We start from the raw sequence: 21,768 nt of genomic DNA on the forward strand, positions 1-21,768 counted from the left end.
AGTGTGAAGCGCGATTCGCTGGCCTGAAACAGCCTGAGGAGGTGGCATGACCTTCGAACTGTTCTATTGGCCGGGTCTGCAAGGGCGCGGCGAGTTTGTCCGGCTGGCCTTCGAAGCGACCGGCACGCCGTTCGTGGAAATCGTGCAAGGCGACGGGCCGGGGCAGGGCATGGACGGCATGTTGCACACGATGGACGACCCCGCCTGCACCGATCCGCCCTTCGCGCCGCCGTTCCTGCGTGTGGACGGCGAGTTGATCGGCCAGACGGCCAATATCCTCGCGTTTCTGGGGCCGGTACTCGGCCTCGTCGGAGAATCGCCGCGCGCCCGCCGCTTCGTCAATCAGTTGCAACTCACGCTGGCCGATCTCGTCGCCGAAGTGCACGACGGCCACCATCCGATCTCCAGCAGGCTCTACTACAGCAACCAACGGGCCGAGGCGCGCAAGCGCACCGCCGAGTTGATCGACTATCGCCTGCCCAAGTTCTTCGATTATTTCGAGCGCGTGCTCGCCAACAATCCGCACGCGGGCGGATGGCTCTCAGAAGGCGCGATGTCGTACGCCGATCTGTCGCTGTTTCAACTGATTGCCGGGCTGAATTACGCGTTCCCGCGCGCCATGGCGGGTTTTGCGAAGGCTTACCCGCGTTGTCAGAGCGTGCACGACGGTGTTGCACGTCAGCCTCGCATCGCGGCGTATCTGAAGTCGTCACGCCGCATCCCGTTCAATACGACGGGCATCTTCCGGCATTACAAGGAACTGGACCGCGCGTCGCCGTTCTGACGCGCGCGGCTTACTCCGGCAGGGTGGTGTCGCCCGCGTTGAGCGGGCGTTGCATGAGCACCGTGTCGACCCAGCGGCCGAACTTGAAGCCGACGGATTTGAGCGTGCCCGCGTGCACGAAGCCGCACGACGCGTGCAGGCCGAGTGATGCCGCATTGCCGCTGTCGCCCACGTTGGCGATCAGTTGCCGCCACGGCCCGCCCTCGCAGCGCGCGATGAGCGCGAGCAGCAGCGTGCGGCCCACGCCTTGTCCGATCGCATCGGGGGCGAGATACACCGAGTCTTCGAGCGTGAAACGGTAGGCCGAGCGCGGCCGGTAATGCGTGGCATACGCGTAGCCGAGGACTTTGCCATCGCGTTCTGCGACCAGATACGGCAGCCCTGCATCGACGACCTTGGCGCACCGCGCGTGCATCTCCGCCTGACCCGGCGGCACTTCCTCGAACGAGGCCGAACCGTTCAGCACGTGGTGGGCATAGATGGCCGTGATAGCGGAGAGATCGTCGTCGCGCACGGGACGAACGACGCAAGCGGCAAGCGCCTTCTCAGTGGGAGCAGGCACGGGAGCGGAGGTCATGGCGAGCAACGGCATACGGACTTTCGGCAGCTAAGGCGCTTACGGTGGGCAGGATAGGCAGGAATGACTGGCACCCCCGCCCGAAACATTGCCGCAGTTTGCGCCGCACCGGTCCATAAGAAAAGCTTGTGATGGTTATGACATGCATAAGCATCGCTTTGGGATAATTACGCGTGACCCGTCGGTGCCGGAGCGCTGTCCGCACCGGCCACACCATCGGAACTGTCCGGGTGCGGTACGGGTTCGGCGTTCATGGCATCGAGCCGCTGCCGCACGAAACCGATGTGTTCGCGCAGCACGTAGAACTGGTCGGCATACGCGAGCGGAATCTTCAGTCGGTTCACGGCCGCCTCGATCGCATCGAGCCGGTGCCGCAGGCTCTTGTACTCGGTGTGCGCATCGTCGGCGAGCGCCTCGCGCTCCAGCGCGATGAGCGCGCCATACCAGCGATACAGCCGCGACTTCACACGCCAGCTATACAGCGACGGCACCAGCCGGAACGCTGGAATCAGCACCACGATGATCGGCACGAGCAGCACGACGATGCGGTCGGCGAGGCTCGCCACCCAGAACGGCAGATGCCGGTACAGGAAGCCCTTGCCTGACTTGTAGTAGCGCGCGGCATCGTCGGAGAGCGGAAACTCGTGCACTTGCGAGGACGGGAATTCGTCGGCGCGTTGCAGCAGGTTGGCCTTGCCATGGACTTCGCGGGCGGCTTCGATCAGCAGATCGGAGAGCGCCGGGTGCAGGCTGTCGCGCGCCACGAGTTCGACGGTCGGGCTGATGACATGCACCGGCTGCGCGGGCAGGTTCTTGCCGAGATCGAACACGCCGCGCGGCAGCGTCAATTGATTCAGATAGGTGAAGCGGCGGGTGTAAGCGTCGGCTTGCGCGAAGTCCATCAGCCGCACACCGGGGGTACGAATCAGCTTGCCCATCGTCGGGCCGGTGGCGGTGTCGCCCGAGAGCATGGCGGCATCGACGCGGCCATCGACAAGCGCCTGCGCGGCTTCCTGCCCGTCGTACGAAGTCAGATCGGTCGGTCCGCCCGGCTCGATGCCATTCGCTTTGAGCAAGGCGAGCGCCAGCGCGCGGGCACCGCTGCCTTCGCGGCCGATGGCGATGCGCTTGCCGGTGAAGTCGGAGAGTTTGGTGACGCGCGGGCCGCGATAGAACACGGAAATCGGGGCGTAGAACACGCTGCCGAGCGAGACGAGGCCATCGATGTCGAGCTCACCCGATACGCCACCCTGCACGAGCCCCAGATCGACGTTCTGCTTGCTATCCGCCAGACGCTCCACATTCTGGCGCGACCCTTCGGAAGTGAGTACGTTGAGCGTGATGTCGTTGCGCGCGAGGATCGCTTTGTAGCGCTGCGCGGCGTTCCAGAATGAGCTGCCTTCCGGTCCGGCGCTGATCGTGATGGTGCGTGGCGGGGCGGGCTGTACGAGCCACACGGCGAGCCAGATGGCCGCGATAGCGACAATCACAACGGGGCCGAAGGAGACGGCGAGGTCGCGCCAAGAGATCGCGACAAAGCGCGCACGCAGTCGTTTGTGGGCAGGCCCGGAGGGTTGGTTCTCGTCGGTCGTCATCGGCAGGCAGGAATATCCAACACCCGGCCGATGATACGCCATCTGCGGTGAGTGTCCCGTGTCATTACCCGATCAGCGCTGGGCCAGACTCTGCGCGAGTTGCTTCCAGAGGTGATCGGCTGCGGGAGAAAGCCGCCGGCCGACACGCGTCATCATCTGACTCGAGAAGCCGGTCGCGATCGGATGGTCGATGGGGACGGCGACGAGTTCGCCCAGCTCGATGCCGCGCCGCGCGGTAATCGCCGACATGAAGGCCACGCCGAGTCCGGCGGCCGCCAGCGTCTGCGCAGTGTTGAACAGGTCGACCCGATACGCCGGAATGACGTTGAGCCGCACGGTCTCGAGCACGGAGTGCACGAAGTGCTGCACGCCGTAAGCTTCCGTCATGAAGATCAGCCGTTCGTTGGCCAGCTCCATGGGCGGCACGCTCGTCATGGCGGCAAAGCGATGCGACGGCGCGACCACCGCGCAAAGCGGTTTTGCGGCGAACGGGTGAATACGCATGGCGGGGTCGTCTGCCGAGCGCACGCACAGGCCGATGTCGACCACGTCGTCGCGCACGAGCGAGAGCACCACGGGTGTGGGGCCGGAGCGTATCTCGACGAGGATGTCCGGATACGTCATCGAGAAGCGCTGCAAGGCGCGCGCGATCAGGTTGCCGATGAAGCCTTCGCCCACGCCGATGGCGACCCGTCCGCGCTTCAGATGCCGGTATTCCTCCAACCGCGCCGAGAGGTCGCGCTGACGGCGTTGCCCGTCGCGGTAGTAGTCGATCAGCACCTGACCGATCTCGGTCACGCTCACGTTGCGCCCGCGCCGCTCGATGAGGGGGAAGCGCAACCGTCGCTCCAGCGCGGCGATCTGGCGGCTGACGACCGACGGGTTCACGCCGAGCGATTCGGCGGCCATGCGCACGCCGCCCGTGCTCGCAATCTCGGTGAGGTACTTGAGCGGACGCTCACCGATCTCGTCCATCCATGCGTCGTTCGTCATCTCTGCTTCACTGTCCCGTTCGAGCGATTTCGTTCCCAAGGCGGCTTCTGTAGCGCTTACCACCCCAGATGCTGCATAAATGAACGAAATTTGCCATAAATCATTGATTTTTGATGGTTTTTCGGATTGCTACAGCAACAAACCTGCGGACGTCATGCCGTCAATTGTTGCTTTGAGAGCAACATTTTGGACGGGTTTGCGTCATGGGTGGGAATTTTCGTCGGTGCAATACTCCGCTACTTCGCGGTATTCAAAAATAGAGAGGAGCCCCCCGATGAGTGAGATTCGCTTCTGTGAGGTGAGCGATCTGGCCGACGCGCGTGAGCAGCTGGCCGACATTCGCCACCACATCCACCAACATCCCGAACTGTCCTACGAGGAAGTCGACACGGCACGTTACGTGGCGGAGAAGCTCGAGGGTTGGGGATATCAGGTCACGCGCAACGTGGGTGGCCACGGTGTGGTGGCCTCGCTCACCGCGGGCACCAGCGGTCGCACCGTGGGCGTGCGCGCCGACATGGATGCGCTGCCGATTCACGAGCAGACCGGCCTCGCCTACGCCAGCGTGCACGACGGCAAGATGCACGCGTGCGGCCACGACGGCCACACGACGGTGCTGCTGGGCGCTGCACAACAACTCGCCAAGACGCGTAATTTCGACGGCACCGTGAATCTGATTTTCCAACCGGCGGAAGAAGCCGGTTCGAACAGCGGCGCCGAGCAGATGATTGCCGACGGCCTTTTCGAGCGCTTCCCGTGTCAGGCGATTTTCGGTCTGCACAACCACCCGGGCGTGGCCACGGGCACGTTCGGTTTTCGCGCCGGCCCGCTGATGGCCGCCTGCGACACCGTGAAGGTGAAGATTCATGGTCGTGGCGGTCACGCCGCGCGTCCGCATCTGGCCGTTGACCCGGTGATGATCGGCAGCAGCCTCGTGATGGCGCTGCAAACGGTGGTGGCTCGCAACATCGATCCGACCGAAGCCGCGGTGGTCACGGTCGGCACGTTCCACGCCGGTTTTGCACCGAACGTGATTCCGGAGTCGGCCACCATGGAAATGAGCGTGCGCTCGTTCTCGGCTGCGGTGCGCGCCAAGCTCGAAGAACGCATCCGTGCGCTGGTCACGACGCATGTCGAAGGCTATGGCGGCACGGCAGAGATCGAGTACATCCGCGGGTATCCGGTACTCGTGAACAGCGAAGCCGAAACGGAATTCGCCCGCAGCGTGGCCGAAGAACTGGTGGGCAACGAGCACATCATTTCGCCGTTCCCGCCGATCGCCGGCAGCGAAGATTTCGCGTACTACCTGCAAAAAGTGCCGGGCTGCTTCATCCGCCTCGGTAACGGCGTGGGCGAAGGCCGCCCGATGCTGCACAACGCCAAATACGATTTCAACGACGACAATCTGACCATCGGGGCCGCCTTCTGGACGCGTCTGGTGGAACGTTTCCTTGCGAAGGACCGAGCATGAGCACTGCAACGCAATCGTTTCCGGCGAGCGACACCAGCGCCTCGCCGATGACCCCGGCGCAACAGCGCAAGGTGGTCTTTGCCGCCGTCATCGGCAATCTGCTGGAGTTTTTCGACTTCACGGTCTACAGCTACTTCGCGCTGACCATCGGCAAGCAGTTCTTCCCGTCGGACGATCCGATCACGTCGTCGCTGCTGGCGTTCGCCGTGTTTGCCGTGGGTTTCGTGATGCGCCCGCTCGGCGGCATCGTGCTCGGCCGCTACGCCGATCGCGCCGGCCGCAAGCCTGCACTTACGCTCACCATCGGCCTGATGGCCATCGGTTCCGCCGCCATCGGTCTGGCACCGACGTACGCGCAAATCGGTATCGCGGCGCCGTTGCTGATCGTCGGCGCACGCCTGTTGCAAGGCTTCGCACAGGGCGGTGAGTTCGGTGCCGCCACGGCCACGCTGCTGGAAGTGGGCGGTGCCAAGAGCCGTGGTTTCCGTGCGAGCTGGCAGCTGGCGAGTCAGGGTGCCGCCGCGTTGCTCGGCTCGGGCCTTGCCGCGAGTCTGGGCTTCCTGCTCTCCGACGACACGATGCACAACTGGGGCTGGCGTATTCCGTTCCTGCTGGGCACGTTGATCGCACCGGTTGGTATCTATCTGCGCCGCCATATTCAGGAAGAGCCGCCCAAGGCGAAGGTCGTCGCCGGGCGCAACGATCCGAAGCGCGCCGTGTACGTGCGTAACTGGTTCCTCACGATCTTCTCGATCATGGGCATGTCGGTGTCGACGTACGTGATGATGTATTACATGCCGACGTACTGCATTCAGTACCTCGGGCTGCCGCCGAAGATGTCGATGCTCGCGGGCGTTGCCGCCAGCACGATCTCGCTGGTGATGTGCCCGATCTACGGCGCATGGTCGGACAAGATGGGCCGCCGCAAGCCGCTCACCATCATCGGCCGTGTGTTGCTGATCGTGCTGCTCTACCCGGCGTTCTGGGTCATGACGCACTTCCCGTCGCTGCCGGTGGTGCTGGCGGCGCTGGTGGTGCTGATGTTCTGCTACACGATGGGTTCGGCACCGGCGTACGCGTTGATGCCGGAGAACTTCCCGAAGCATCTGCGTGCGGGCTACATGTCGAGCGCTTACGCGATTGCCGTGTCGCTGTTCGGCGGTACTGCGCAGTTGGTGGCCGGCTGGCTGATTCGCGTCACCGGCAACAAGATGGCCCCGGCGTGGTACATGATCGCCTGCGTGCTGATCTCGCTCATCGCCGTGTCGATGTTTGAAGAAACCGGCAACAAGGTGCTCGACGAGTAATCGTCCGGCGCTTGCGGTATCTGAGGTATCGCTTCACGGAGGCGGCGACGGGAGACTGTCGTCGCCTTTTTTGTTTTTGACGGGAGGCGACGCGAGCCGCGTCATGACACGGCGGTGCCGGGCATTGGGAATGCGCACCGCGCGTTCGATCGGGGACAACCCGGTGGCAGTCTTCGATAGTGGGCGGGCGCGTGGCGGAGGACGATCCGGGCACGGAGCGCCGAGGGGTTCGGCGCGCCATTTCAGGAGCGCTCGCTATGCCGGTCATCCCTTCCACCGCCCTCTCGCCGTCGGTCTTTTCTTCGCTGGACACCCCACTTGCCACGGTTTCGCCGCTAGCCATCGCGGCGATGCCAGCGGCTTCCGCTTCGTTACAGTCGGTGGACAGCACGAACGCAAACGGCCGGTCTCCGGTACTGAACGCAGCACTGGCGCAGTCGTTGTCCGCCGATCTTCGGTTGGCTGGCGCGATGCCGTTGCGAGCAGACACTGCGGCCTTGCATGGTCTCGATGTTGACGATGTCTCCGAGGTGAGCGCGAACGTCGGCACGCGCACGCGCCGCAGCATCTACGATCATCCGCTCGTCAACAAGACCTTCACCAATCTGATCTATGAGATGAGTGCCGCTAATGCGCGCGGCGACGGACCGCTGTCGAATAGGGCATTGCTTGGCAGGCTGATCGATCAGGCGCCGGAGGATGGCATACCGCCAGCGTCCATCTCGCGACTGATGGCCTACCGTTTGCCGTCACTGCTGCTCACTGAGCGCGGTTTCGAGCCCGGCACGATGAAGGCGCTGTACTACAACATCGGCAAGCTGAAATCGTTGGCCTTCAGACAGGTGCCGACGCAGCAATACGTCGCCGAAGGGCGTGCGTTACTGAACGGCCTGATCGCCATGCATCATGAGGAACTCCTCATCTCCGAACTTTCACGGCAAAGCAATGTGGCGGTCATGGTCCATGCCAAGGCCAACAACGTGGCCGGTCTGGAGGACTGGGCAGCGACGGACGGTTACCCGCCGCATGCCATCGCCACCCGCGCCGTGGCTGCGGATCATATCAATCACGAACGCGGGACGCCGACGGTCGTCGAGGCCCAGATCGAAGCACGCCGCATCGCTGCCGGACGCGACGCGTTCGATAACGCATTCATCTGGCTGCTCAACGTCGCCCGGCAGGTGCCGCCGATCGTGACGGCACCGTTCGAGGAGGCCATGCGTCGTTGACGCAAGTCGCAGCGACGCTCGCTTGTCACCGAGTGTCGAACGTGACGTCCCGATCCAGCGGATACACCGGACGATTCACGCGCGAGAACGGGAACAGGGCGTAGTTAGAACTCGTCACGCCGTTGCTGTCGCATTCCACCAGCCCCGCCGAGATCGGCACGAACACCGGCCGGCAGTACATGCGCGACTTGAGCAACAGAAAGCGCTCGCTGCGCGGATCGAGTCCCACGCACGTGAAGACACCGTGATCCCACGGCTCGTGCGTGCGCTCGGTGACCACGATGCGCGCCGTGCCGATATCGAACAGCACCGTGCGGCCCATGTAGCAACGCTGCCCGGTGTAAGTCGGGCCGGTGACGACATATTCGCCATCGCTCACCTTGCGCACGATGCCGGTGAGTACCGGTGGCGTCTTGGTGATACCCAACTGCGGCATCGCCCGCTTGTTGCCGAGGGCAAGGGTGACTTCCGCGCCCTCGCCCGCGGCGATGAGCGTGGCGACCGCCTCCGGATCGCACAGTGGGCCCACGCCGATGCCGGTGAGGCCACCGGCCAGCGCTGCTTCCAGCACGTCCATCGTGTCGCAGGTGCCGCCGGACATGCAGTTGTCGCTGTGATCGAGCAGCAGTACCGGTTTGTCCGCGCCCTGCGCGAGTCGCTTCGCTTCGGCAATCGATTCGCCGAGCGGTGCGCTGTCGTAGACGAAGCCGTCGCGCTCGTCCCATGCCTGCAGTGCGATGCGATCGGCCACCGCTTGCGCGCGTGCGACGCCGTCGTCGCCCTCTTCGCTCTCGTCGGCAGTCACCACCACGCTGATGCACGGCGCGGGAATATCGGCTAGCGAGAAGCCCGAGAAGACCGACACTGCCGGAATGCCCTCCTCGGCTTCGGCCCGGCGTGCGGCATCCAGTGCGCGCTTCATCGCCCCGCCGTGGCTCGTGCTGCGCAGCGAGTGCACCATCAACGGCGGTTGTTGCCACACCACGCGGGGGCGGCGCTTGCCGGCCAGCAGATCGAACAGCAGCCGTCCGGCATGTTCGCCGGTTTCATACATGTCGACGTGCGGATAAGTTTTGAAGCCCACAACGATGTCGGCATTGGTCACGATCTTCGCCGTGACGTTGGCGTGCAGATCCAGTGCCACGGCAATCGGGGTGTCCGGTGCGGCAGCCCGAACGCGCTCGAGCAGATCGCCCTCCCCGTCGTCACTGTTCTCGGCCACCATCGCGCCATGTAGATCGAGCAGGATGGCGTCGACACCCGTCGCCGCCGCAACGATGCGATGGCACAGTTCGTCGTACGCCGCCGCTGCGACCGGGCCGCTCGGATTCGCACCGGCAGACACCGGCGTCACCATCTCGGCGCCCGCCGCTTCGGCCAGATCGATGAAGGCGGCCATCGCGGTGCGCATGCCCTTGTTGTCGCGATAAGCATCGTCGCCGTAAGTCGGTCCGTGATTGCCGAACGCCTCGATCGGTGTCGGCACCGGCGAGAACGTGTTGGTCTCGTGATTCATGCGCGCGATCATCACTTTCATGCGACACCTCCCGCGCGTTGCAGCATGGCTTGCAACAGCACATTGCAACCGGCTTCCAGATGCGCCGGATCGGCGTCTTCGATCTCGTTGTGGCTGATGCCGTCCTTGCACGGGACGAAGATCATCGCCGTGGGTGCCACGCGTGCGAGATACACGGCGTCGTGCCCTGCCCCGCTGATGGCATCCATCGACGACAGTCCGAGCGCTTGTGCGCCGCTGCGAATGGCTTCGACGAGTTCCGGTGCAAACGGCTGCGGCGGAAAGTACACCACCTGTTCCACGCTCACGTCGATGCCGTTGGCCGCGAGCGCGGCGCACTCGGCGCGCAACTTGGCATCGAGCACATCGAGCGTGGCGTCGTCGGCGGCGCGCAGATCGACGGATAGCTTCACGCGTCCGGGAATGACGTTGCGCGAGTTCGGATAGTTATCGACCCAGCCCACGGTGCCACGCGAATGCGGCGCATGCTCGCACGCGATGCGATTGACGGCCTGAATCAGTTGCGCGGCGCTCAGCAACGCATCGCGGCGCAGTTCCATGGGCGTGGGGCCTGCGTGCGCTTCCATGCCGGTGATGACCACGTCGTACCAACGCTGCCCGAGGGCGCCTTGTACGACGCCGATGGTCTTGTGGTTCGCCTCCAGCACCGGCCCCTGCTCGATATGCGCTTCGAAGTACGCGCCGACGGCACCGGGCTTGCCGACGGGCGATTCCGATCCGGCATAACCGATCGCGGCGAGCGCGTCGGCCACGCTGATGCCGTCGTGGTCCTTCTGCACTAACGCGTGATCGAGCGTGAAAGCGCCCGCGTAGACGCCGGAGCCCATCATCACCGGCACGAAGCGAGAGCCTTCTTCGTTGGTCCAGACGGCGACTTCGAGCGGCGCGTCGGTATCGATGCCGCGATCGTTGAGCGTGCGCAGCACTTCGAGCCCGGCGAGCACGCCATAGTTGCCGTCGAACTTGCCGCCGGTGGGTTGCGTGTCGATATGGCTGCCGGTCATGACCGGCGGCAAGTGGTTGTTACGCCCGGCGCGTCGCGCAAAAATATTGCCGATGGCATCGACGCGCACGGTGCAGCCGATCTCCGTCGCCCACTTCACGAAGAGATCGCGGCCCTGCCGGTCGAGATCGGTCAGCGCAAGGCGGCACACACCGCCCTTGGCGGTCGCACCGATCTGCGCGAGTTGCATGAGGCTGTCCCACAGGCGCGCGCCGTCGATGCGCACTGCGGCAGCGGTTGGGTCGAGACGTTCCATGTTTCACCAGTCCTTAGGGGCGTCCGCCCCGCCGAGGGACGGTCGGACGCATTGGCAACAATGGCGCGCGCGCTGAGCGGCGTAGCGTCGCGCGCCGGGTTCTTGATGAGCGGCGTCAGGCCACGCCCACGCCGAGGTAACGGTCTTTGACCACCTCGTCGGCGAGGAACGCGGCGTTATCGGCGCCGTAGACGATCACGCCCTGCTCGACGATGTAATGCCGGTCGGCGAGCTGCGTGCAGACTTCCAGATTCTGTTCCACCAGCAGGATCGCGACACCTGCCTGTTTGATGAGCTTCAACTGCGCCACGATCTCTTCGACGATCACCGGTGCCAGACCTTCCACCGGTTCATCGAGCATGAGCAGACGCGGGTGATTCATCAATGCGCGGCCGATGGCGAGCATCTGCTGCTCGCCGCCGGAGAGTTGCGCGCCGCCGTTTTTGCGACGTTCCTGCAAGCGCGGAAAGATGCGGAAGATGTCGGCGAGCTGCCACGGCGAGTCGCGGCGCGCGCCGAGCTTGAGATTCTCTTCGACGGTGAGCAGCTTGAAGATGCCGCGATGCTCGGGCACGAAGCACACGCCGCGCGCGGCAATGCGGTGAGCGGGCTGACCCGCGACCGGCTTGCCGAGGAACGAAATGCTGCCCGCCTTGGGGGTGATGACACCCGCGATGGTCTTGAGTGTGGTCGACTTGCCTGCGCCATTGCGCCCGAGCAGGGTAACGAGTTCGCCGTCGCCGACCGTCAGCGACACGCCTTGCAGGATGTGGCTCTTGCCGTAATAGCTGTGAACGCCTGCGACGTCGAGAATCATGCGCGGCCTCCGGTGATCATGTTGCCGAGATACGCCGCGCGCACGCGCTCGTCGGCGCGAATGGCATCGGGTTTGCCTTCGACCAGCACGCGGCCTTGCTGCATCACGGTGATCGTGTCGGAGATGTCCATCACGATGTTCATGTTGTGCTCGATGAGCACGACGGTGTGATCGTCGCGCAGGCCGCGAATGAGTTGCTTCATGTCGTCGAGATCGTCGATGCCCATGCCCGAGGTCGGCTCGTCGAGAAAGATCGCTTTGGGACGCGCCGCGAGGGCCATGCCGACTTCGAGCCGCCGCTGCTGACCGTGCGAGAGCGAACCCGCCGCCGTGTTGGCGTGACGTGTGAGGGCGAGCCGTGTGAGCACGTCGTCGACGACGGATGCGCAGGCGCGGGCACCTTCCGCTTTGCTCCAGCACGACAGCGCGCGGCGCGGTGTGACGCCAAGCGCGGCGAGGCGCAGGTTTTCGCGTACCGACAGGTTCTGGAATAGTGCCGTGACCTGAAACGAACGCGCGATGCCGCGTTGGACACGACGGTAGTCGGCTTCGGTCGTGACGTCATGACCGTCGAACAGGATGCGCCCGCCGGAGACCGGCACGGTGCCCGTGAGCATGTGAAACAGCGTGGTCTTGCCCGCGCCGTTCGGGCCGATCACGGAGTGCACCGTGCGCGGCGCGACGCGCAGGTCGACACCATGCAGGGCCGTGAACTTGCCGTAGCGTTTGACGATGCCGGCGGCTTCGATGAGAACGTCGCTCATGTCGGGTCTCCCTGCGTGTCCAGTTTGCCGGGCTCACCGGCGTCGGGCCGTTTGCCGCCAAGCCGGTACCACAACGATTCGGCCACGCCCCAGAGGCCCTTGTGCATGAACAGGCTCACAGCGATGAGCAGCAGGCCGAGCAGCAGCAGCCAGCGCGGCCACAACGTCGAGAGCCAGTCGGCCGCCAGCACGTAGAACGCCGCACCGAGCACCGACGCGAACAAGTTGCCCGTGCCGCCGATGACCGTCATCACGAGAATCATCTCGCTCGTGTGGTACTCGATATTCGACAGCGGCGCGATGCCCGTCATCAGCGCGTGCAGTGCGCCGGCCAGCGCGGTGACCGCACCGGAGATCGCGAACGCCACGAGCTTGAACGTCTTCACGTGGTAGCCGATGGCGGCCGCGCGCGTCTCGTTGTCGCGAATGGCGAGCAGCGTGCGCCCGAACACCGAATCGGCCACGCGCAACAGCACCGCGAACACGATCAGGAAAATCACCGCCACGAAGGTGTAGTACTGCCACGGCGTGGTGAGCGGAATCAGCGTCTGTCCGCCGACAGCGAGTGATTTGCGCGGGATGTCGAGCAGGCCGTTGTCGCCGCCGGTCCAGTCGGTGGCGGTGTAGGCGACGAAGTAGAACATCTGCGCGCACGCGAGCGTGAGCATCACGAAGTAGGTGCCCTTCTGCCGGATCGCAAAACTGCCGACGACGGCGGCAATCAGCGCACCCAGCACGATGGCGACGACGATGGCCACCGGCATGGGCAATGCCGTGCGTGTCAGCAGAATACCGAGCGTGTAGCTGCCAAGGCCGAAGAAGATGCCCTGCCCGAACGACAGTAACCCGGTGTAGCCGAGCAGCAGGTTACAACCCAGCACGGCGAGGGCATAGACAAGGACTTCGGTGGCGAGCGTGCCCGACGAGAGTGTCGCGGGCAGGATCAGCGTGACGGCCGCAGCGAGCAGCCAATAGCGATAGCGTACGAACATCATCCTCTCCCGAGCAGGCCGTGCGGGCGCATGAGCAGCACCGCCGCCATCGCCACATAGATCATCAGGCGGGCGCCTTCCGGCCAGATCGTGCTCATCAGGCTCTGCACGATGCCGATCACCAGACCCCCGACCAGCGCACCGGCAAAGCTGCCCATGCCGCCGATCACCACCACGACGAACGCGATACCCAGCGCCTCGATGCCCATGAACGGTTCGACGCCGCGCACGGGGGCGGCGAGCACACCGGCGAGCGCGGCGGTGCCTGCGCCGAGCGCGAACGCGAGGCTGAACACACGGAACACGTTGATGCCGAGCAGCGACACCATCTCCGACGACTCGCTGCCCGCGCGCACGGCGCTGCCGAGGCGGGTGCCTTCGAGCAGCCACCAGAGAATGGCGGCAAAGACCGCAGTGAAGCCGATCAGGAAGAGGCGGTACTTCGGATAGATGAAGGCGCCCCACATCACGACGCCATCGAGTGCCAGCGGCACCGGCACGTTGTCGCCGAGCGGCCCCCACACGATGATGACCAGCTCCTGCACGACGAGGGCAAGGCCGACAGTCACGAGAATATGGAACTCATGCGGCTTGTCGTAGATGTGCGAGAGCAAGACTTTCTCCGCAACCCATGCGACGACGGCCACGACGATCGGGCACACGATGAGCGCGAGCCAGAACGACAGGCCCCATTGCATCGCCTGAAAGCAAAAGTAAGCGCCGAGCAGATAGAAGGCGCCGTGCGCGAAGTTCACGAAGCGCAACAGGCCGAAGATGATCGATAACCCGACGGCGAGCAGGAAGTACAGCATGCCGATGCCGACGCCGTTGATGACTTGCAGCAAATAAACGTTCATGCGCGTCCCGAAGAGCTTGAGTGGACGTGGGCCGCCGCGCGCGAGCGTAAGTCGTGTTACGCGCTGCGCGGACGACAGATGCGGGGACGACGAATACGCGTCCCCGCGAACGACGACAGCCGAGTGTGCCGAGTGGGCTGAGTGTGCCTAGTGTGCTAATCAGGCACGCCTGCGCCTGTCAGGCCATCTTGCACTCGGTCTTGTCGAGGGGCAGGAACGATTTGCCTGCGCTCACGATGTCGGCATAGTCGTCGGGGTTCTTCATCTTCGACTTGGCCTTGCCCTTGAGCAGGTAGTAGTTCTTGAGCACCTGATGGTCGCCCTTGCGGATTTCTTCCGGCCCTGTGAGGCCGTCGTACTTCATGCCTTCCATCGCCGCGATGACGGCCTTCGGGTCGGCGCTGCCCGCTTTGACCATCGCATCGAGCATGAGCTTGGTGCAGATGTACGAGCCCGCAAGGCTGTAATTCGGGTTCTGCTTGAAGCGGTCTTGCGTGCGCTTGACGAGATCGAGATTGAGCGGCGAAGCCACGGCGTGCCAGTACTGGGCGCCGAAGTACACACCGTCGCACAGGTCGGCACCGAGCGTCTCGAACTGCTCAAGACCCGAGGCCCACGCCATCAGGATCGTGCAGTTGTTTTTCATGCCGAAGCTCACGGCCTGACGCAGCGTGTCGGACGACTGCGAGCCGAAGTTCAGAATCAGCAGCACGTCGGGTTTGGCCGCGACGGCATTGGTGAGGTAGCCCGAGAATTCCTTCTCGGTGAGCGAGTGGTAGCTGTTGCCCACATGCTCGATGCCCTTCTCTTTGAAGATGTTTTTCGCGGCGGTGAGCAGCCCGTCGCCGAACACGTATTGCGGGGTGATGGTGTACCAGCGCTTTGCTTTCGGGTGTGCGTCGATCAGAGGACGCACGGTCTGTTCGATGGCACCGAACGTGGGCACCGACCAGCGGAAGGTCGCGCTGTTGCAATCTTTGCCGGTAATTTCGTCGGCACCGGCGGTCGTGATGAAGATGCCGCCGGCCTTCTCGGCTTCCTTACCCATCGCCAGCGCTTCGGATGACAGGATGCCACCCGCGAAGAAGCGCGCGCCCTTTTGCTGGGCGATTTCCTGCACGCGGCGAATGGCCGTGGCGGGTTTGCCTTCGGTATCCAGCGTGGTGTAGGCGAGCGGACGGCCAAGCACTTTGCCGTACTGCTCGACGATGAGTTTCATGCCGAGATCGGCAAACTTGCCGTTGGCGGCGAACGGACCCGACATCGGTACCGGGCAGGCCAGTTGAATGGCGCCGGAGGCCTGTGCGAACGCGTCGCGGGCGGTGAGTAGGGAGCCAGGCAAAGACGCAGCGGCGGCGAGCTTCAACAGTTCACGACGATTCAAGATGGTCTCCAATGAAGGGGAGCAATCGTTCATGGGGTGCAAACGTGCAGCGCGTCACGCTCGGGTCAGGCAGCAACCTGGCAACGACAATGTGCGACGTCCGGGGCCTAGGGTCTGTTCCCCCTAATTCCTATCCGTCATATTTATCATGATAAATAGGATGAATTTGATCGTAGGTATAATGCTTTTCGGTGTCAATCGGGAAAAAATTCGAGATCGGAGGCACCGGAGTCTCCGGATTTACCGGCGTGCCGGTCTGACCGGTGAACAAGAGCCTAACGAGGCGCCACATGGCATTGGATCCGCAAACGATGCGAGAACCGTTGGAAATCAAACAGCAGAAACGCGGCGATCTCGTCGCCGAGGCCATCAAGCGTCTGATCACCGAAGGCAACTTATTGCCCGGCGATCGGTTGCCGCGCGAGATCGAGTTGCAGCAGATGTTCGCGGTGTCGAAGAGCACCATCCGCGAAGCCCTCAAGTCGCTCGAGGTGCAGGGGCTCATCAAGGTGAGCACGGGACCGTCGGGCGGCGGCATGGTGGTGGAAGTGCCGCTGGAGCGCACCTTCCAGTTGATGCAGAACTATCTGTTCTTCAAGGAAGTGAGCATCGACGACATCTACACCGTGCGTCAGTTGCTCGAACCGGAGCTGGCGGCCGGTGCGGTGCCGCATCTCACCGAGGACGATTTCGCGGCGCTGGAGAACAACATGTCATGTTGCAGCCCCGCGTCGCACGACCGAAGCGAACTGCTGCGCCAGCGTCAGGCCGACGTCGATTTTCACGATATTCTCGCGGCGGCGAATCCGAACAGTTTCCTGCGCTTCACGTGCGAACTCGTCAACGAGATGATTCGCCAGTTGATCGTGTTCGGCAACGAAACGCCGCGCAAGGAGCACGAGAAGTTCGGCACGGCCAACGTCAACATCCATCGTCAGATTACGGACGCTGCGCGCGCGGGCGATGTGGAGCGCGTGCGTTCGCTCATGCAGTTTCATATGCAGGAGGCGCGCACCTACATCAAGCGCATGAACGGCAAGCTGCGCGGGCGGTTGATTCTCGATTCGGATATTGCCGACATGCAGCAACGCGTTCGCTCGCAGAGCGGGGCGCTGGCGGCGGCGCCGACGCCGGTGAAGACGGCGCGTGCCCCTCGCAAGACGGCAACGAAGGTGGCGACAAAGGTGACGGCGAAGGCCGGTGTGAAGGCGGACGTGAAGGTGACGACGAAGACCGCTGCGAAGACTGTCGAGAAGGCCGCAGCGAAGAAGGCTGCGGCGAAGCCCGTGGCGACCACCCGGGCAGCGCCGCGCAAGAAGGGTTGATCGTCGCGCTGCGTCAGCGCGTGCCGGAACCCGACTCGGCGAGATGAACGGTGAGTCGTGTGAGGGCGCGCACTTGGCGCAATGCCACGCGCAGATCACACGTCGAAATCAGGCCGATGCCGCCTTCGTCTTCCCCGAGCGGCTGGCCGTCGCGCTCATACACCACGAGTGCGCCCACGCCGACCGGCGTGTTGTACAGCTCGTGCCACGAGAACATCACCGTATAGCCATCGGCGCCCTCTGCCAGCACATAGGCACGGGTGAAGTCACGTGCTTGCGGCAAGCGCAGCCGCGCTACGTCGAGCAGCGCCGTAAGCCGCACGCCCTTGTAATCGCTCGCGCTGCGCACTTTTCGCCCCGACAGACATACGACATCGAGCGGACCCGTGAGTTGGGTCGGCAGCCGCATGAGCGACGCGAGGTCGAACGAGTGCCGGCGATTCACGCAACCGGACACCACGACTTCGTGCGAGACGAGCGACGTGATGACCGGTGGCGGACTCACCAGCGTGAGCGACGCACCGGAGGTGGCCAGACGAGACGTGTCGGAGGCGGCAGCCGGCGTGTTGGACGCCGACGCACGCAAGGGTTCGATGGGCATGTCGGATTCGGTGTACGGGCTTGGGGGCACCGGTGGCATCAATATAGCCGCCGCCCCCGGCGCGGACATACGAGGCGCCTGATAGCCGCTATTCGGCTTGCAGCAAGGGCCCGCGAAGGTGCGTCATATGTTCCGGCGTGCCGGTGCGATGCCGTCGGACGGCATCGGCTACCGTCTCAGCTACCGAATCAACTACCGAATCAACTACCGCAGCGCGCTGTGCGTCGATCGGGCAGCTTCGCGGTCGCGTCGGCGAGCATGGCACGGGCTTCCTGCACGTCGGTCAGGCTCTCTCCGCCCTGCAGCGCATCGAGGGCCTCGCGCAGCAGCGCGGCACATTCGGCATCCCCCGGGGCTTCGCCGCCGCCCACGCGCAGCAGACTGACGGCCGCCCGCAATGTCAGCATCGGCGAGGCCTGCGCACGTGCGATCTGCAACGCATGTTCGAGCCACGGCCGCACGGCGTCTTCCGGATGATGTCCCGCGCGCAGGAAGTCACCCTTCTGCCGCAGGAATTCCGCCTGCCAGTGGCCGTCGTTGCGACGTGCCGACACGTGCGCACCGCGTTCCGCCGCATGCAGACCCAGTGCAATGTCGCCAGTGCCCGCGCAGGCTTCCACCAGCAGACCGAAGAAGATACCTTCCACGCCGCCCATGATTTCGCTCAGACGCCCGACGCTATCGGTGATGCGCTCCAGCCCGGCCGCGTCGCCGCGCGAGGCGAGTGCCCAGCCGCGAATCGTCTGACCGGCCAGCGCCCAGAGCGCCACGCCGGTTTCTTCCGACACCTCAGTGGCTTCGCTCGCCAACGCTTCGGCCGACGCCACTTCGCGTCGCAAGCGGCGCAGCAATGCGGCAAACACCAGCGCAAACGAGAACGAGTAACGGCGGCCTTGCTGACGGCCCATCGCCAGCGCTTCTTCACTGGCGGCGAGCGACGCGTCGTGCCGCCCAGTGAACCAGTAGGCCCACGACAGGAACGACAGCCCGGTGATCTTGGCGTCTTCGCCAAGGCCCGTGTCTGCCGTCTCCGGACGGTAATGCGCGATACCGGTTTCGAGCGCCGTTACGGCGCCGCCGAAGTCGCCCTGACAGCACAGGCTGTTGCCGAGCGCGTAGTAAGCGTGCGCGAGCAGCGGCGCGTCGCCGGCCTGTTCGGCGATCAGGATGAGCTTGCGCGCCAGATCGACGCTGCGGTCGAAGTCGCTCCACGAACTGGAGCCGAGCCACAGTCCCCAGTAGACGGGGAACAACGCGACATCGTCGCCCATCGGCTGGGCAAGCGCGAGCGCCGTCTCGAAGTTGTGCCGCGCGGGTTCCGAACCGTAGCCGTGCAGCGAGACGAGCGGCACGCCGAGCGCCATGCGCAGTTGCAGTTCGTGCGGGGCGGTTTGCGTGCTGGGGCCTGTTTGCCGCAGCACATCGAGCGCGCTCTGGTAGTGCGCGCAGGCTTCGCGAAATGCCTGACGTCCGGTGGCATATCCCCCTGCCAGCCGGTAATGCTCGATGGCGGCGTCGGGTTCGTCCGCCTGACGGAAATGCCACGCGAGCACTTCGGGTTCCGTCTGAACGATGGCCGGGTCGTGCTCGCGCATGGCGAGCGCAATCCGGCGATGGGCATCCTGACGGCGTTCCTGCGGCTGGGCGTCGTAGGCGGCTTTGTGCAGCAACGCATGGCGGAACACATAACGCCCGCTTTCCTGTCGTTGCACGAGTGCACAGGCGACGAGCGTATCGAGTGCGCGCTCGACGAGGGGCATCGTGCGTCCGCTCGCTGACGCGAGCAGATCGGCGTGAAATTCCTGACCGAAACACGACGCGAAATGTGCCACCGGCTTAGCACTGCCGGCCGCATCGATGCGCGCCATCATCAACTCTTGCAGACTCGCCGGCATCGGCATGCCGCCGGCGTTACGGCCGCCTTGCTGGGCAGCGGTCGCGCGGGCGAGTTCTTGCAGGAACAGCGGCACGCCTTCGGCCAGATGCACGATGCGCTCGCGCAGGGCCGCCGGCAGCGCCACACGGGGGGTTGCCGCGCGCACGATGGACGCTGCCGCGCCCGCATCGAGCGGCGCGAGATCGATTCGCCGCAACGCGACGGTGTGCCGCCACGGCACTTCGAATTCTGGGCGCGCGCAGACCATCAACAGGCGGCCGGCGGGCGGATTCTCGGCCATCAGCGCGAGCAGTTCTTGCGTGGACGGATCGGCCCAATGCGCATCGTCGAGCAGCAGCACGCCGCCGTCGGGCAGCAGCGCGGCAAGCAGGCGCGGCGCTTCGTCGAGCACGGCCTGCTTCCATGCATGCGGTGCGGCGATGTCGGCGGGCGTCTCGAACAGGTGACGCAAACGCCGGTAGGCGAGCAATGCCGGCTGCGGCAATTGCGATGCCTCGGCAACCGACTGCGCGCGCAGCCAGCGCACGATGGGATGGAACGGCGTGCCGGCACCATCTTGCGCACAGGCAAGATCGATCACGCGCAAGCCGCCGGTGTCGACGAAATGACGAGTGAGTGCCGACTTGCCGATGCCGGCCTCGCCGATCACGAGGGCAACGACACCATGGCCGGTGCTGGCATCGCGTCCGCTGGCGTGGGCCGCGGCGAGTTCGGCCAGCGCCGAATCACGCCCGAAGAGCATCGCTGCCCGGCGGCGCGAACGGCGCTCGGGCGTCGGGTCGGGATTGACGCGAAATACCGGAATGTCGCGATTGGCATGGCGCTCACGCACGCTGCCGTGCGGGGTGCTGGCCAGCGCGACGCCGATCAGACGCTGCGTCGCATCGCACATCAGCACTTCGCCGGGCTGCGCCATGTCGGCCAGTTGCACGGCCGAGCGCGAGACGCGTCCGCCTGTATCGGGGCTGTCGTCTGCGGCCGAGCTGATGACAATACCGGTGTGAACGCCCACACCGATGCTCACGCGCGCGGTCGTGGCTTGTGCGCAGCGCATGGCGGCTTCCACGGCATGACGGCCGGCGCCTTCGAGCGCGGTCGGGTAGCCGAAGTAACCGAGCAGGCCGCCGGTGGGCGTGCGCAGCGTGTAACCCCATGACTGACGCAGGATGGTTTCGCACTTCACCAGCGGCGGGCGCATTACGCCGACGAGCTGGTCGGGGTCGTCGATGCCGTTTGGGGCGAGCTCGACAGCCACCACCGTCACTTGCCGCCGCTCGGGGCCGGTGGCGCGCTGTTCCATGCGCGCAGGCGGCGTTTCGAGCAGCTGGGTGAGGGCCTCGCCCGGCAATTCGCCGAGTTCGTCACGCAGGATGTCGCACAGGCGGCGATATTCGTTTTCCGCTTCGTCGCGGCGTCCCGCACGCAGCAGCAGGGCGAGCAGGCACTGCCAGCCGGATTCGTCGAAGGGCGCGAGCGAGACGAGCTGACGCGCATGGGCAAGCGCCTGGTCGAGGTCGCCCAGCCGGGCGTAACCGTCGGCCAGCAGGCGTTCGCCGAAGACGCGGCGGCGCTGGTATTCGTCGCGCTGCAACTCGATCCATTGCTCGAGGTCGGGGGTGTCGCGCACGGACAGGCCATGCAGGAACGGACCTTGATAGAGCGCGACGGCATCGGCGAGTTGTTGCAGGTGGGCGGCAAGATCGAGGCCGGTCACGCCGTCGAGCGTGCGGCTGGCCTGCGTGATCATGCTCGCGAAGACGTGCGCGTCGATCCACAGACCGGTCTCGGGGCGCAGGCGCACGACCTGACGGTCCGACTCGAAGAGTTCGTCGCCGAGGGTGTCGCGCAGATGGAAGAGCATGCGCTTGAGCTTGTCGCGCCCGCCCTGACCGTCTTCATCGGGCCAGAACAGGTCGGCCAGCGCGCCGCGGGTATGAAAGCCCGGTTGCAGGGCGAGATAGGCGAGCATGCCGCGTGCCTTCGTGTACTTCACGGCGCACGACTGTTTGCCTTGTTCGACCCGCATCGGTCCGAGCAGGTAGAGCGATCTGGTGGCTTGCATTGTCCCTGGACGGCGAATAGGCAACGCCGGCGCCCGCCCGGGGGCGAGTGCCGACGTCGCGAATTTCATGATGTCGTTGTGCCTGGCCTTCGCGCAGTCACGTCACGTGGCGTTCCCGGGTACCCCGGGGCCGGCGTGAGCGGGCTGGGCGATGGCGAGTCTGGCACAACGCCAAGGGCCGTTCCGGGGGGGCTCCGGCCGTCTTTGTTCTCGTATTGCAGGCCCAAGTATAAACAGGTGTATGAATCTCGTCGGCAATACCCGAAAAATCCATCAGTAAATGTTTGAACCGATGCCCTGTGCGCGGGGTTTTTGCA

The 21,768-nt window shown here is 64.8% G+C and carries 17 protein-coding genes; 5 read left to right on the plus strand and 12 right to left on the minus strand.

Translation table 11 applies throughout. From position 1 onward, the window contains the following. Positions 1-46: 46 nt before the first annotated feature. Positions 47-784, plus strand: a complete 738-nt coding sequence (locus tag PIN31009_RS01030; RefSeq protein WP_150789025.1) for a glutathione S-transferase — start codon at positions 47-49, stop codon at positions 782-784. A 10-nt stretch (positions 785-794) separates the two neighbouring features. On the opposite strand, the gene PIN31009_RS01035 is transcribed toward PIN31009_RS01030, so the two are convergent. The 3 genes from PIN31009_RS01035 to PIN31009_RS01045 form a co-directional block, all read right to left on the minus strand. Continuing rightward, complete coding sequence (locus PIN31009_RS01035; protein ID WP_150789599.1) at positions 795-1,361, minus strand: GNAT family N-acetyltransferase; 567 nt, start codon at positions 1,359-1,361, stop codon at positions 795-797. A gap of 167 nt (positions 1,362-1,528) precedes the next feature. Next, positions 1,529-2,956, minus strand: coding sequence for a TAXI family TRAP transporter solute-binding subunit (locus PIN31009_RS01040; protein WP_246185466.1), 1,428 nt, complete (start codon positions 2,954-2,956; stop codon positions 1,529-1,531). A 72-nt stretch (positions 2,957-3,028) separates the two neighbouring features. Then, entirely contained in the window at positions 3,029-3,949 is a 921-nt protein-coding gene (locus tag PIN31009_RS01045; protein WP_150789026.1) for a LysR family transcriptional regulator, read from the minus strand. Between the two features lie 274 nt (positions 3,950-4,223). Here PIN31009_RS01045 and PIN31009_RS01050 point away from each other — a divergent pair, with 274 nt between their 5' ends. The 3 genes from PIN31009_RS01050 to PIN31009_RS01060 all read left to right on the plus strand — a co-directional run bounded on the left by PIN31009_RS01050 (position 4,224) and on the right by PIN31009_RS01060 (position 7,956). After that, on the plus strand, positions 4,224-5,420 hold the full coding sequence (locus PIN31009_RS01050; RefSeq protein ID WP_174996864.1) for a M20 aminoacylase family protein: 1,197 nt from the start codon (positions 4,224-4,226) through the stop codon (positions 5,418-5,420). Then, positions 5,417-6,727: an MFS transporter gene (locus PIN31009_RS01055; RefSeq protein WP_425495450.1), complete on the plus strand. Its 1,311-nt coding sequence runs from the start codon at positions 5,417-5,419 to the stop codon at positions 6,725-6,727. Before PIN31009_RS01050 ends, PIN31009_RS01055 begins: the two co-directional genes overlap by 4 nt. Before the next feature lie 257 nt (positions 6,728-6,984). Continuing rightward, on the plus strand, positions 6,985-7,956 hold the full coding sequence (locus PIN31009_RS01060; protein ID WP_174996865.1) for a hypothetical protein: 972 nt from the start codon (positions 6,985-6,987) through the stop codon (positions 7,954-7,956). A 25-nt stretch (positions 7,957-7,981) separates the two neighbouring features. Here PIN31009_RS01060 and PIN31009_RS01065 read toward each other — a convergent pair whose 3' ends face one another. From PIN31009_RS01065 to PIN31009_RS01095, 7 genes are all read right to left on the minus strand, one after another. Beyond that, on the minus strand, positions 7,982-9,493 hold the full coding sequence (locus PIN31009_RS01065) for a M81 family metallopeptidase (RefSeq protein WP_150789029.1): 1,512 nt from the start codon (positions 9,491-9,493) through the stop codon (positions 7,982-7,984). Continuing rightward, on the minus strand, positions 9,490-10,752 hold the full coding sequence (locus PIN31009_RS01070) for a Zn-dependent hydrolase (protein ID WP_150789030.1): 1,263 nt from the start codon (positions 10,750-10,752) through the stop codon (positions 9,490-9,492). Before PIN31009_RS01070 ends, PIN31009_RS01065 begins: the two co-directional genes overlap by 4 nt. A gap of 115 nt (positions 10,753-10,867) precedes the next feature. Continuing rightward, a complete protein-coding gene (locus tag PIN31009_RS01075; RefSeq protein ID WP_150789031.1) occupies positions 10,868-11,569 on the minus strand; it encodes an ABC transporter ATP-binding protein in 702 nt (233 codons plus the stop codon). Then, on the minus strand, positions 11,566-12,333 hold the full coding sequence (locus PIN31009_RS01080; protein WP_087690452.1) for an ABC transporter ATP-binding protein: 768 nt from the start codon (positions 12,331-12,333) through the stop codon (positions 11,566-11,568). Before PIN31009_RS01080 ends, PIN31009_RS01075 begins: the two co-directional genes overlap by 4 nt. Further along, positions 12,330-13,325, minus strand: coding sequence for a branched-chain amino acid ABC transporter permease (locus tag PIN31009_RS01085; RefSeq protein WP_150682700.1), 996 nt, complete (start codon positions 13,323-13,325; stop codon positions 12,330-12,332). The genes PIN31009_RS01080 and PIN31009_RS01085 overlap by 4 nt, the downstream gene beginning before the upstream one ends. Beyond that, positions 13,325-14,182, minus strand: coding sequence for a branched-chain amino acid ABC transporter permease (locus PIN31009_RS01090; RefSeq protein ID WP_150789032.1), 858 nt, complete (start codon positions 14,180-14,182; stop codon positions 13,325-13,327). The genes PIN31009_RS01085 and PIN31009_RS01090 overlap by 1 nt, the downstream gene beginning before the upstream one ends. A gap of 178 nt (positions 14,183-14,360) precedes the next feature. Continuing rightward, positions 14,361-15,566: an ABC transporter substrate-binding protein gene (locus PIN31009_RS01095; RefSeq protein ID WP_058376754.1), complete on the minus strand. Its 1,206-nt coding sequence runs from the start codon at positions 15,564-15,566 to the stop codon at positions 14,361-14,363. 290 nt (positions 15,567-15,856) lie between these two features. On the opposite strand from PIN31009_RS01095, the gene PIN31009_RS01100 reads away from it, so the two are divergent. Continuing rightward, a complete protein-coding gene (locus PIN31009_RS01100; protein WP_150789033.1) occupies positions 15,857-16,891 on the plus strand; it encodes a FadR/GntR family transcriptional regulator in 1,035 nt (344 codons plus the stop codon). Between the two features lie 13 nt (positions 16,892-16,904). Here the strand turns inward: PIN31009_RS01100 and PIN31009_RS01105 are convergent, their stop codons facing one another. Then, a complete protein-coding gene (locus tag PIN31009_RS01105; RefSeq protein WP_174996866.1) occupies positions 16,905-17,492 on the minus strand; it encodes a molybdopterin-dependent oxidoreductase in 588 nt (195 codons plus the stop codon). Positions 17,493-17,692: 200 nt separating this feature from the next. Continuing rightward, a complete protein-coding gene (locus PIN31009_RS01110) occupies positions 17,693-21,451 on the minus strand; it encodes an AfsR/SARP family transcriptional regulator (protein WP_174996868.1) in 3,759 nt (1,252 codons plus the stop codon). Positions 21,452-21,768: the final 317 nt, after the last annotated feature.

Origin of the sequence: Pandoraea iniqua, from assembly GCF_902459685.1 — a bacterium.
Taxonomy (GTDB): domain Bacteria; phylum Pseudomonadota; class Gammaproteobacteria; order Burkholderiales; family Burkholderiaceae; genus Pandoraea; species Pandoraea iniqua.